The organism is Aliinostoc maniaoense (assembly GCF_058172895.1).
In genome coordinates this window covers 1,765,860-1,778,831 of sequence record NZ_CP187952.1, presented here as the reverse complement: position 1 = coordinate 1,778,831, position 12,972 = coordinate 1,765,860, and the positions used below count along the sequence as shown (strand labels likewise).

The following is a 12,972-nucleotide window of genomic DNA, read 5'->3' as shown; positions in this document are numbered from 1 at the left end:
TATTTATTTTTGGAGTTCTCTTGTTTGTTGGGTTTCGCTGTGGCTCAACCCAACCTACTTTTTGCAGGATGGTTGGTGCGTGACGCTATAAGTTTTATGACTACGTTCAAATACTTTGGCAGCGTCACACAACGGCAATAAAGCGAGAACTTAGAGCGGCGGAAGCCGCCGCTCTGAAGTTCGGTGGGGAGGAAAATCCACACCGCTTTTTGCCTCCCCTACATCAACTACATCAACTTACCCCGCATTTGCTAAGAGTAACTCTCGTTTTTCTGAGGGGTGTACCCGTACTTGACCATCATCATCGACATCAACAATGGCTGTGCAACCTTCAGTGATGTCACCAGCCAAAATTGCTTCGGCTAGGGAGTCTTCTAACAGGCGCATAATTGCTCGACGTAAAGGTCTAGCACCATAGCTGGGGTCATAACCTTGGCTAACTACTAGGTCTTTGAAGTTTTCAGTTACTTCTAAGACAATACCTTTTTCAGTCAAGCGGGTAGCTACATCACGTAACATAATGTCAGCAATTTGCTTGACTTCGTCTTTAGATAGTTGAGTGAAGACGATAATTTCATCTACCCGGTTGAGGAACTCAGGACGGAAGTAATTTTTCAGTTCTTCGTTAACTAAGTTGCGGATGCGATGGTAACTAGCGTCTGGTTGGTTGTCAAATTCAAAGCCTAAACCGCCGCCACCTTTTTCAATGACCTTAGAACCGATGTTGGAGGTCAAGATAATTAAGGTATTCTTGAAGTCTACTTTGCGGCCTTTCGCGTCGGTGAGGTGTCCATCATCGAGAATTTGCAGCAGCATATTGAAGACATCCGGGTGTGCTTTTTCGATTTCGTCGAACAGCAACACGGTGTAAGGTCTGCGGCGTACTGCTTCGGTGAGTTGTCCGCCTTCGTCATAACCAACGTAACCAGGAGGTGAGCCGATGAGTTTAGATACGGTATGGCTTTCCATGTACTCAGACATATCTAGCCGAATCATGGCATCTTCTGCACCGAAAAAGTAAGTTGCTAAGGCTTTGGCTAATTCGGTTTTACCCACACCAGTAGGGCCGGAGAAGATAAAGCTAGCGATAGGACGGTTGGGACTCTTTAAGCCAACTCTAGCGCGACGAATGGCGCGAGAAACGGCTGTAACTGCTTGCTCTTGACCGATGAGCCGCTTATGGAGGGTGTCTTCTAAGTGCAGGAGTAATTCTGACTCAGATTCTGTGAGTTTGTTGACTGGTACACCTGTCCAGGAAGCCACGATTTGGGCGATGTCTTCCTCATCTACGACGATGGGATGAATGGCTTTTTCTGTGGAAGCGGCTTGTAGTTCTGCTTCTAGGGAAATTTCCTGCTCCCGCAGTTCGGTGGCTCTATCAAAGTTTTGGACTCTGACGGCTTCGTTTTTGGCTTTGGTGACTTCAGCGAGTTTGCGCTTGAGTTCTTTGTCAGTTGAAATTTTGGAGTTGCGTAGCCTTACACGTGAGCCAGCTTCATCAATTAAGTCTATGGCTTTATCGGGGAGAAAGCGATCGCTAATATAACGATCTGATAACTCGGCGGCTGCCATCAAGGCTTCATCAGAAATCTGGACTCGGTGGTGTTGCTCGTAGACTGAGCGCAAACCGTAGAGAATTTCAATGGTTTCTTCTACGGAGGGTTCACCCACTAAAATCGGTTGAAAACGCCGCTCTAAAGCGGCATCTCGTTCAATATGTTGACGATATTCATCTAATGTGGTAGCTCCAATACATTGGAGTTCACCCCGTGCTAAGGCTGGTTTGAGGATGTTCGCTGCATCTAAGCCGCCTTCAGTTCCGCCAGCACCGACTAAGGTATGAATTTCATCAATCACTAAGATGATATTCCCCGCCGTGCGGACTTCATCGACGATTTTTTTGATGCGTTCTTCAAAATCGCCCCGGAAACGAGTTCCTGCGACTAATAAGCCCATATCAAGGCTAATCACTTGCTTATCTTGCAAGATTTCGGGGACATCTTGGTTAATGATACGCTGTGCCAAGCCTTCGGCGATCGCTGTTTTACCTACCCCTGGTTCACCAATCAACACCGGGTTATTCTTGGTGCGGCGACCGAGAATTTGAATGGCGCGCTCAATTTCTTTCTGACGACCGACTACCGGGTCAAGCTTACCTTCTTGGGCGAGTTTGGTGAGGTTTCTGCCAAATTCCTCCATGCTCAGGTTTTGGTTGCGTCTGGGACTACCAGCACCACTACCAACCGTTACTGGATCTTCACCTAAACGCCGAATTACAGCCGTCCGTACATTTCTCAGGTCAACACCGAGATTTTGCAAAACTTTGGCGGCGACACCTTCACCTGCTTCGGTTAATCCCAACAGCAGGTGTTCTGTGTTGATGTAATTGTGTCCTAAACTGTGCGCTTCTCTAAATGATTGCTCAAATAGACTTTTGACTTTAGGAGTAAAGGGAATTTCTGGTGGAACGAAACCAGAACCCCTCCCAATTATTTTTTCGACTTCCCGACGTGCGTCTTTGAGAGTCACACCCAACTCATTCAGCACTTTGGCAGCAACCCCAGTTCCTTCTCCCATCAATCCCAGGAGAATTTGTTCAGTTCCTACGAAATTGTGTCCCAGGCGACGTGCTTCCTCCTGAGCGAGCATGATGACTTTGATGGCTTCGGAAGTGAAGTGTTCAAACATAGCGGGTTCTTGCTCCCTTGCTGCTTGGACTTTGGGCGATCTAAATAAAATTCACCCTTATCTAAACTTTTTTGTATTTTCTTAAAGATAATGTATCTTTATCTTTGATGGGGTGGCAGTGGTGAGAGCCGTATGGACTCAGGTGTGGTAGCCGTCATCTTTAATTATCCTGCTTCTTGGTAGATTTTCGCTCTAGACTTGGAATGAATTAACAATCTAGCCAAAGTATAAAGTATGACTGAACAGCACGGAAGTAAAGACCAACAACACCCACTTTACAACCGCGATCGCCCTCTTATTAATATTCTACTAACTCAAGCCGCCACAGACTACAATTTAGCCGAATTAGCCAGACTCAGAATCCGTTATCAAGGCTTCCCAGGCGCGAGGGACATACAAAGCGACTTAGATAAAGTTTTGCAACAATGGGGCTTAACCGAAGCCGAATTATTCGAGAAAACCCGCCAGTTACATGATCTTGGCGGCATTTACAAAAGTCGTGGCAAGCGAGAGGAGCAGGATTGGAATTAGGCAGGGGGAGAGAGGGGAGAGAGGGGAGTGTGGGGAGTGTGGGGAGAAAAGGGGGCTAGATTTCTTCCCCATCCTCCCACACCTCCCACACCTCCCACACCTTTGTGAGAAATCCGGGGGTAGGGGGCAGGGGGGTAAAATCTCCTGTGCTACCTTGTCTCCCCATTCCCCATTCCCCATTTCCTATTCCCCCTTCCGATATTGCCGTAATTGCTGCAATAGTTTCTCTTGAGATGAATTAGCTGATTTAGGGGGGTTAACCGTACTTTCGACTAATAGAGATGACGAATTAGGGGTAATGGGTTTTTCTTGTTGCTTGGTGGTAAGTGCCAACTGTGGTTTAGTGGCGACTGCTTTCATAGACTCCAAGGTTGCAGCCAGTTTCACTTGCTCTTGCATTTGGTCTGTAGAGGAAACTAAGGTACTTAGACCATTGACCAACTGCCGTAAATTATTGCGAAAGGTAGCATCTCCTGTCAATTCATCTAAGTCAGAGGTAATTTTTTGGGTATTTTCAAAAGTCACCCTGGCAGAATCTAAGGTTTGTTGCAGTAGTACAGCATTTTTGGGATCATTTAAAGCTTGAGTGGCATCCTTTAAATTAGCTGAAGCTTGGGCGGCGTTGGCGGAAAGAGTTTCTAAATTTTTGAGTAATTCGCCATCGGATAAGCGACTAATAGCGGGGGAAAGACTGGTAACTGTTACACGCAATTGGTTACTAGTTTCAGCAAGATTGTTTAACGTTCCCACCAATGTAGAACGGTTAGAGGTGACAAGGCTATTTAAGTCAGTAATTAACTTATTGGCTTGAGTTGCAGTTGTGCCAAATTGTCCGGCGGTGACACCCAATTGATCTACAGTTTTCTTTGTAGAAGCAGTCAGTTCATTGGTGGCTCTTTGTACGGAATTGGCAGTAGAAGCAAATGTATTTAATTGTCCTTGAAAGCTTCGGCTCAAACTCCTAGCATCTCGGCTGAGTGCTGCTACACCTGTAGCTGCTTCTGCTGATGTTTCTAGAAGTTTATTCACCCGTTGATAAAACTGGGGATTATTATAAATTGTCGCTAATTCCGTGGTACTACGGATGAGTTCATCTAGACTAATACCGATTTGTCCCTTGAGACGAGAACCATTACAAACAATTAAACTGCGATCGCAATTCTTATCTAAAGGTTTAGCAATTTTTGTGTCTGTAGGTAAAGATGCTTTGGGAGTGATATCAATAATACTTTCACTAATCAAACCACTTTGATTAGCTTCTACTAACACATTACGCGGAATAATTAGGTCTGGTTGGGAAATTTCAATTTCTACTTCTACCGCATTTGGCTTAGGTTCAATGCGAGAAATATTCCCGACTTTTACACCCCGATACCTGACAGGCGCGCCTTTTTGCATACCGCCAGCATTGGCAAACTCTACAATAGCTTTGTAGGAATTGCGAGAGGCGGTGACTCTATTTAACCATAAGATAATAACTAAAAATGCTCCTAATCCCAGTAAGAGTAATAAACCAACTGAGCCTTCCCTTAATGTTCGTCGAGATGCAAACCGAGTGGTGATCAAATCGCGCATACTGTTCTTTGCCCAACTAACCAACAACCTGAATTGGCCCTTGTACACTCCCACTCATAAATTGATTAATTAATGGATGGTCTGTGTCACTTAGCTCATTTACTGTACCTTGCCACTGCACTTTACCTTGATATAAGAACACTAGTCTATCAGCAGTGCGTCGAATTGTACTATCTTGGTGAGTAACGATGGCATAGGTACTACAAACACCTTGCGTAATTTGCAAGTCACGAATCAAATCTTCAATGACTGTAGAAGCAATAGGATCAAGTCCGGCTGTGGGTTCATCGTACAATAAAACCTCTGCCCCTTCTTCCGGGTTATCAGGGTTAGACATAATGGCACGAGCAAAACTCACCCGTTTTCGCATCCCGCCAGAGAGTTCCGAGGGGTAGAGATGACTAATTCCCGGTAAACCCACCATATCGAGTTTTTCTTTAACTAAATCTCGAATACGCGATCGCGGTAACTTAGAATTTTGGTACAGTAAAAAACCCACATTCTCTTCCACAGTCAACGAATCAAATAATGCCGCCTGCTGAAATACCATACCAATACCCACAGGATCATGACCATCTTCAATTAACCCCTCTCTTTTTACTCCTTGCACATAAACTTCCCCCTCATCAGGAGTAATTAAACCAGCAATTACCCGTAAAATCGTTGATTTACCAGTACCAGAAGGGCCAATAATTCCCAAAGCCTCCCCCCGATAAATCGTCAAATCTACATTATCTAAAACCCGGTTATTCCCAAAGGATTTAGAAATACCTTTTAACTCAATTAGTGGTTCAGTCATTAGTAATTAGTCATTGGTAATTGATAATGGGGCATGGGGCATGGGGCATTGGGCATTTAGATATATAATCTCCCTTGTCTCCCTTGTCTCCCTTGTCCCCCTTCTCCCCCCTACACCCCTACACTAGGCTGTTGACTTTGTTAAAATTTGGGCGGTTTTTAGTAATTTTGTACGCGATGTTTAATTTGTGCCTCAAAGCCTTCTCAAAACACAGTTTCAGCCATCGTAACTACGCACATTTTTTGCATGGACAAAATCCCAAAAAAGGTACAGAGTCAACAGCCTACCCCTACACCCCTACACCCCTACACCCCTCTCATGTCCCCCCAGTCCCCCATCATAGTTATCGGTAGCGGTATCGGCGGTTTATGCGCTGCGGGTTTGTTGGCGCGTTATGGTAAGCGGGTAATTGTGTGTGAAAGTCATACAATTGCTGGCGGTGCGGCGCATAGTTTTAAACGACGTGGGTTTGAATTTGATTCTGGCCCCTCCTTTTATTGCGGTTTAACCGATAACAAAAGTTTAAATCCCATCAAACAGGTATTAGATTCTTTAGGTGAATCCATTCAAGTTATACCTTATGATCCTTTAGGACACTACCACTTCCCCGAAGCCAGTCTTGCAGTTTATAGCAACCCTGAGCAATATCATCAAGAATTACACAAAATTACACCCCAAGGTGCGAAGGAGTTCCAACAATTTGCACAACGCCTGTTAGGACTATACGACGCGATGAAAGGTATACCTACTTTGGCATTGCGCTCAGACTGGCAAGTAATTTTAGTGTTATTACAGCGTTATCTGCCCTCTTTGGCGAAAATGCTACCTTACTTATTCTTAGTGCAGTCTTCTGTAGGCAATGTCATGGATGCTACAGTGAAAGACCCTTGGGTGCGGCGGCTGATTGATTTAGAATGTTTCTTACTTTCTGGTTTAAAAGCCCACGGCACAATTACCCCCGAAGTAGCATTTATGTTGGGTGAGCGTTCCCGTGCTGGGGTAGAGTATCCGGTGGGGGGAAGTGCAGCCATTGTTAATGCTTTGGTGCGGGGCTTGGAACGGTGGGGTGGTGAGTTACGTTTAGGGTGTCATGTTGAGCAAATTTTGGTAGAGTCTGGCAAAGTCACGGGTGTGCGCTTACGTAATGGTGAAGTTTTGCCAGCAGCAATTGTGATTTCTAATGCTACCCTTTGGGATACCTATAATAATTTACTCCGTCCTGAAGATTTGCCTGCCGCTTATCGTGACAGTGCTTTAAAAACTCCAGTCGTGGAAAGTTTTATGCACTTACACTTAGGTATCCGTGCTGATGGCTTAGATAATTTGACAGGACATCATGTAGTAGTTCATGATTCTAGCCAAGATATTACTACACCAGGTAATACTTGCATGATATCTATTCCGAGTGTGTGGGATAAAAATTTAGCACCAGAGGGACATCATATAGTTCATGCTTACACCCTCGAACCTTACGCTGGGTGGGAACGCAATGATGGGTATGAGGCGAAGAAACAAGAGAAAGCCCAAACTTTATACCGTGCCTTAGAGCGTATTATCCCTAATATTCGAGAGCGTGTAGTATTAGAACTCATCGGTACACCATTAACCCATGCTCATTATTTACGAAGATATCACGGAACTTATGGAGCGGCGATCGCAGCAGGTAAGGGTATGTTCCCTAGTACACACACTCCTATACAGGGTTTGTATCGTGTAGGTGATAGCACTTTACCGGGAATTGGTGTGCCGGCTGTCGCTGCTTCCGGGATTTTATGCGCGAATACTTTGGTAAATTTGGGGCAAATGGTGGAGTTAATAAGTAATTAACTTACGCGATGTGCAACTTATTTTTGAAACCCCTCTCCATTGTTCACACTATCCTTGATAATGTCGCATATCCGTAGCACTGACTTAATGTTCCTAATATCACTAATCACAACATCACCCATAATGGATAACGTTTTCCACCTGCGGTACGATAGTCTTCGATCCATTTTAATGCTGTTATCAAACTACTAATCATCTCACACTACAATCTGGTCAGAGTATGGATGATTTCTAGTTTAATTTTTCTCTCACTACAATGAATTAACCCTAGGGGTTGGGGAGAGGTCATTGAACTCAGGTTATGTTACATTGGCATTACTGGCAGTTGTCCAGTGTTGAACTATAGAAAGAGAGTCAATCGTTATCGCTATCCAAAAACAACTAATTAATTCACAAATCAAGTCAACTCAAGTCTTCTTGATTGACCATGAAAATAATAACCGTGGCCTCACAGATACACAGGAGGCTCTACAGCTAGCACAAAGTCTAGAACTTGACTTAGTTGTAGTTTCTGAAGGTAAAGATGCTCCAGTAGCCAAGATTGTCAACTATGGTAAGCTTCAGTATCAAAAGAAAAAGCGTCAGGGACACAGTGCTAAACCTACGGTAAAAGAAGTGCGGCTGCGTCCGAATGTAGGTATAGCTGATTACAACTTACGCATTGAGCAAGCTATTAAGTGGTTGAGTAAAGGTGATTCAGTCAAGTTTGTGATTCGTTTACGAGGTCGGGAACATCAACACCGTGAACAGGCTGGAGAAATGTTAGAGCGCATTGTCAATGCTCTTAGTCAAGTAGGTAAAGTCCAGTCTCTTGATAAACGCTCACTAGTGGCTCAAGTTATTCCTGCTTAATTTATAAGAGGCAGGGGGCAGGGGGAACTAAAGGTACAAACCGAACTTCTCTGTAAGACGCTTGGCGTAGCTTGCTTCCCCAGAGGGGTACGTTCGCTCCGCTAACACCGGCAAGTGGAGTGATTTTTCCCCCTGCTCCCTGCTCCCCTTCTTGTTCTTGGGGGATTTGATCACCACATAAAAGGCGATCGCTCTCAAGATAATCTACACTCAAAGGAAGACCGATTATATATAAAACCTCTGATGTCTTCCAGTTTAGACTCTTTACCGCCTGCTCTTGCTAAAATTGTCCAGCGTTTTCAACGAGCGACAGACCCAAAACGACGCTATGAACAACTTATCTGGTATGCTCAAAAACTGCCAGAGTTCCCAGAAGCTGATAAAACCCCAGAAAATAAAGTCCCCGGTTGCGTTTCCCAAGTCTATGTGACTGCAACTTTAAATGATGGTCAGGTGACATATCAGGGAGATTCTGATTCACAATTGACTAAAGGATTACTCGCCTTGTTAATTGAAGGCTTAAACGGACTAGCACCTACGGTAATTGTTGAACTCACACCAGATTTTATCCAAGCCACCGGGTTAAATGTCAGCCTCACCCCTTCCCGCGCTAATGGGTTTTACAACATTTTTAAAACTATGCAAAAAAAAGCGTTGGAATGTAAGTTAGACCTGCCAAACTAAAAGTATCGTGACAACTACCAAATATTTAGTGCGATGTCTACTAGTTTATTATCAACCTATGACCCTACTGGATTTGGTGGAGTAGTTCAGGAATATATCTGGCAATGGGAGAATCAACCATTGCGCGTTGTTTATGAAACTCTTGGCGATGGTTCGCCTTTATTACTATTGCCAGCTTTTAGCAGCGTATCCACCCGTCAAGAAATGGCTGACTTAGCTAGGCTACTCGCTCCCCAGTTTCAAGTAGTAGCCGTAGACTGGCCAGGATTTGGGCAATCTTCACGCCCTAGTCTAGATTATCGACCAGCAATTTATCAGCAATTTCTCAAAGACTTTATTCAGGCTGTTTTTTCTACCCCCATCACTGTGATAGCGGCTGGTCATGCGGCGAGTTATGTGCTGCAATTAGCAAAACAACAACCAGATACTTTCTCAAAAATTGTTTTAATTGCACCGACTTGGCGCGGTCCTTTACCAACAATGGGGGCAAATCCAATTTTAGCTGGTGTAGTTAGAGGATTAGTGCGATCGCCTATTGTCGGTCAAATTCTCTACAAACTCAACACTACACCATCGTTTTTAAGGTTTATGTACCGTCGCCATGTTTTTGTTGATACAGCAAAACTCACACCCAGTTTCATAGAAAAAAAATGGCAATCAACCCAAAAACCAGGAGCTAGGTTTGCTTCTGCGGCTTTTGTTACTGGTAATATTGACGCAGTACACAACCAATCTGATTTTCTGGAACTTGTACAATCCTTATCTGTTCCCCTCATGGTAGTGATTCCAGAATCAAGCCCCCCCAAATCACGCGCCGAAATGGAAGCTATTACTGCACTTCCAGGGGTGAGAAGTGTTGTACTTCCCGGTTCTTTGGGAATGCACGAGGAATACCCAGCAGAGATTTTTGCAGCTATACGCTCAATTATTTATGACTCCTAGTTCTGATCCTTGGTTGGGATTTACGAGTCGTGATGCGTAAAGCCCCCTTTTTCTAAAAAATATCCATTACCGGGATCTTTCTTAACAGAAAGTAAAAATACTTAAAAGAAGGAGAAAGGCTTGATAGGTATAGTTTTGAGAGAGGAGATAGAAGGTGTAAAAAATGGAAAAATGGGCAGCAAGGGAATTGAGTTACTTAAGATTTGGGAGATAAACGGCGAAACAAGCGTGTGATCAAGATGGTAGAAGCATTCAACTGCAAACCGCTATATACACTAATTCCTTCTTAGCGACTTAATCAACGGTAAATATTACGCCCAAATCCATTTCTATTTTGCCCTTGTGGTTGGGTAGTATATGGAGTGAAACGAACATCAGGTTGAGGAATTTGATTAGGTTGTTGCCAAATAGAATTACCGTAACTGTTAGGTACTAGTGGGGCTGTATTGATTACAGAATTTGATTGAGGATTACGGATAGTATAGGGGCCAATAATTGGTGATGTCCGTGTAATAACTGGTGTGGTGATTTGTGATTGGTTCGGCACAACCTGACCGTTATTCGAGTTATTATAAATGCCTGGTTGTATGGTATTCGGTTGAGTGTAACTTGGTATAGTATTTAAATTTGTACTAGATGAAAGAGGTTGAGTATTTAAGTTATTGTCAATACGAGGCTGAAGATAATTTGTGGTAGTATTTATTCCCGTAGTAGGTGAAAAACTTTGACCGTTATTGAAGTTATTATATTGAGTTGTTTGGGTAGAATTTATAGGCGAATTGATTCTCGTACTGGGTGAAGAAGTTTGGTTGAATGGGCTATTAATAAGTGTATTTGGTAGCGTTTCTGTATTAGTTGGTGATGTAATTCCACCATTGACAGGAGATAGATTTTGATTATTTGATGGGTTAACAACAGTTGTTAAAGAATTAGTAGCTTGGTTATTACTTTGACTCTGATTATTTTGATTCAATAATTCTGGAGATAATCCTAGGGTATTGGGTGTGGCTGTTGTTGATTGAGCCGATGAATCCAAGGATTTAAACCCTAATAAATGGCTATTGTCAGTTGCTCCAAACCGTAATAAATTCTGGGTTTGTGACAGAAAAACATTCTGGTTTTGAGTGGGAGATATGGGGTTGACAATATTAGGAATAGGTTTTGGTTTTTGCTCTGTAGATGGTAGTTTAAGAGCAAGATTAGCTGACGAATTTTTATTGTTATTTTCTTGGGTGTTATTTGTAGTTGGTGGCAAACTAAATTGTTCATTTATACCAAACAATAGTGGTAAATTATCAATATCTGCTGCGATCGCTCGATCTTCAGGAGATAGTGAAGCACTCAGAGGATCTGAAGCACTACCGGCAGCATCTGGCCTTTGCCCGAATAGATTAGGGTTTGCCCAATATTCTTGAATTAGCAGTCCTAATACAGCTAAAAAAATGGCTGTTACCCAAAAACTAGGTCGTCCCAAATTCATTAATCTAGCTTTGAGATAGCGTAAGTAAGCCGGCGGATAACGACGATTTGGCATAATCTTATATAAGTAAATTTAATAGGTATTTATTGGGCATTGGGCATATCAATTCAAAATTCAAAATTCAAAATTAAGGAATTTTGGGGCATTGGGCATTGGGCATTGGGGATTGGGCATTGGGGTAAATCTTTCTACCTTGTCTACCTTGTCTACCTTGTCTACCTTGTCTCCCCCTGCTCCCCTGCCCCCGCTCCCTTGCCTCCCTTGTCACCTATTGGCTATTCTGCCGTTAAAATTTACCTTTTAGCAACACGTATTAATAAAAATGTACCCACTCCTAAAAAAATAAAGTTAGGCAACCAAGCACCGAGAAAGGGAGAAACTACGCCTGCTTGTCCTAAAGCACCGGTAATAAAGCCCAGTAGATAATAAGAAAAAATCACAATTACACTAATACCAAAACTTGTACCTCGTCCGGTGCGTTGGGGGATAGTTCCCATTGCTGCACCGACTAAGCCAAAAACCACACAGACAAAGGGCAAGGCAATTTTTTGTTGAATCCGTACTTCTAGTTTACGAATTTTTTGGCGATCGCCTGCTAATTTTTCTATAGTTAGCTGTTCTAAGGCCTCTGCAATATTCATCTCACCATAGTCACGGCTTTTTTCTGCCAAACTTAAGGGAGTGCGGGGGAGCTTTAATTGTTGCTGTTCAAATCTTAAGATATTGCGATAAGAGCGATCGGGCGCGACTAAATAAATTGTGCCATTATAAAAATCCCAAACACTTTGTGAGCCATTCCACTCGGCTGATTCTGCCACCACAATTTGATTTAAACCTTCCGTGGAACGGTCTATAATAGTTAAGCCTTTCATCCGCTTACCATCAAACTGGTCAGCATAAAACAATCGTGTCAATATTCGGTTTTTCGTGCCGTCTGACTCTAAAACGTCTCGGTATTCTGGATAAAAAATATTCTGTTGCTTGAGAGTTGGTTTATCTGACTTAAGGGCAGCGTTTAAGGTTTGACTAGCTTGATAATTAGCAGCAGGTGCAATTTGTTCGTTAAACAAAAAAGTCATCCCAGTCACAACAAAACTCAACACTACCGCCGTTAGTACCATCCGATAAACACTAACCCCACAACCCCGTAAAGCCACTAGTTCACTCTCACTAGACAGACGACTATAAGTCATCAAAGTGGCCAACAGCGTAGACATGGGGAAAGCTAAAACAATAAAATTAGGCAGCTTTAATAAAAAAACCTGAATCGCAATATTGATCGATAGTCCAGACTCTACAACTCTACGTACTAACTCAAATACTGCATCAATAGTCACACCAATAGAAGAAAAAGCCCCCACCCCAAATAAAAACGTAGGTAACAATTCGCTAGCAAGGTAGCGATCCATAATTGTAAAAGGCAGCAATGAGTTCAGGCTGTAAAAAGAGGGGAAATTTTTGGCAACCATAATTTAATTCGTAATTCGTAATTCTTAATTCTTAATTGGGCATTGGGAATTGGGCATTGGGCATTGGGCATTGGCGTAAAAATTTCTCCCTTGTCTACCTTGTCTACCTTGTCTCCCCCTGCCCC

At 43.2% G+C, this 12,972-nt stretch carries 12 protein-coding genes; 5 read left to right on the top strand and 7 right to left on the bottom strand.

From position 1 onward, the window contains the following. Positions 1 to 237 precede the first annotated feature (237 nt). Complete coding sequence (locus ACPZ3T_RS07940; RefSeq protein ID WP_490275008.1) at positions 238 to 2,688, bottom strand: ATP-dependent Clp protease ATP-binding subunit; 2,451 nt, start codon at positions 2,686 to 2,688, stop codon at positions 238 to 240. 234 nt (positions 2,689 to 2,922) lie between these two features. Here ACPZ3T_RS07940 and ACPZ3T_RS07935 point away from each other — a divergent pair, with 234 nt between their 5' ends. After that, the gene (locus ACPZ3T_RS07935) at positions 2,923 to 3,219 is read left to right on the top strand and encodes a DUF3288 family protein (RefSeq protein ID WP_490275006.1); all 297 of its coding nucleotides are present in this window, start codon (positions 2,923 to 2,925) and stop codon (positions 3,217 to 3,219) included. Between the two features lie 183 nt (positions 3,220 to 3,402). Here ACPZ3T_RS07935 and ACPZ3T_RS07930 read toward each other — a convergent pair whose 3' ends face one another. Next, positions 3,403 to 4,794 (bottom strand): MlaD family protein, encoded by a 1,392-nt coding sequence (locus tag ACPZ3T_RS07930; protein ID WP_490275004.1) that lies wholly within the window; start codon positions 4,792 to 4,794, stop codon positions 3,403 to 3,405. 16 nt (positions 4,795 to 4,810) lie between these two features. After that, complete coding sequence (locus ACPZ3T_RS07925; RefSeq protein ID WP_490275002.1) at positions 4,811 to 5,593, bottom strand: ABC transporter ATP-binding protein; 783 nt, start codon at positions 5,591 to 5,593, stop codon at positions 4,811 to 4,813. A 318-nt stretch (positions 5,594 to 5,911) separates the two neighbouring features. Here ACPZ3T_RS07925 and ACPZ3T_RS07920 point away from each other — a divergent pair, with 318 nt between their 5' ends. Both ACPZ3T_RS07920 and infC read left to right on the top strand, forming a co-directional pair. Beyond that, entirely contained in the window at positions 5,912 to 7,420 is a 1,509-nt protein-coding gene (locus ACPZ3T_RS07920) for a phytoene desaturase family protein (protein WP_490277159.1), read from the top strand. A 417-nt stretch (positions 7,421 to 7,837) separates the two neighbouring features. Further along, the gene (infC, locus tag ACPZ3T_RS07915) at positions 7,838 to 8,272 is read left to right on the top strand and encodes a translation initiation factor IF-3 (RefSeq protein ID WP_490275000.1); all 435 of its coding nucleotides are present in this window, start codon (positions 7,838 to 7,840) and stop codon (positions 8,270 to 8,272) included. A 1-nt stretch (position 8,273) separates the two neighbouring features. Here infC and ACPZ3T_RS07910 read toward each other — a convergent pair whose 3' ends face one another. Further along, positions 8,274 to 8,486, bottom strand: coding sequence for a hypothetical protein (locus tag ACPZ3T_RS07910; RefSeq protein WP_490274998.1), 213 nt, complete (start codon positions 8,484 to 8,486; stop codon positions 8,274 to 8,276). A 29-nt stretch (positions 8,487 to 8,515) separates the two neighbouring features. Here ACPZ3T_RS07910 and ACPZ3T_RS07905 point away from each other — a divergent pair, with 29 nt between their 5' ends. Further along, positions 8,516 to 8,956: a SufE family protein gene (locus ACPZ3T_RS07905; protein WP_490274996.1), complete on the top strand. Its 441-nt coding sequence runs from the start codon at positions 8,516 to 8,518 to the stop codon at positions 8,954 to 8,956. A 33-nt stretch (positions 8,957 to 8,989) separates the two neighbouring features. Then, positions 8,990 to 9,898, top strand: coding sequence for an alpha/beta fold hydrolase (locus ACPZ3T_RS07900; RefSeq protein ID WP_490274994.1), 909 nt, complete (start codon positions 8,990 to 8,992; stop codon positions 9,896 to 9,898). A 298-nt stretch (positions 9,899 to 10,196) separates the two neighbouring features. On the opposite strand, the gene ACPZ3T_RS07895 is transcribed toward ACPZ3T_RS07900, so the two are convergent. From ACPZ3T_RS07895 to ACPZ3T_RS07885, 3 genes are all read right to left on the bottom strand, one after another. Next, positions 10,197 to 11,432 (bottom strand): hypothetical protein, encoded by a 1,236-nt coding sequence (locus ACPZ3T_RS07895; protein WP_490274992.1) that lies wholly within the window; start codon positions 11,430 to 11,432, stop codon positions 10,197 to 10,199. Between the two features lie 73 nt (positions 11,433 to 11,505). Continuing rightward, positions 11,506 to 11,646, bottom strand: coding sequence for a hypothetical protein (locus ACPZ3T_RS07890; RefSeq protein ID WP_490274990.1), 141 nt, complete (start codon positions 11,644 to 11,646; stop codon positions 11,506 to 11,508). Between the two features lie 25 nt (positions 11,647 to 11,671). After that, entirely contained in the window at positions 11,672 to 12,787 is a 1,116-nt protein-coding gene (locus ACPZ3T_RS07885; RefSeq protein ID WP_490274988.1) for an LptF/LptG family permease, read from the bottom strand. Positions 12,788 to 12,972 lie beyond the last annotated feature (185 nt).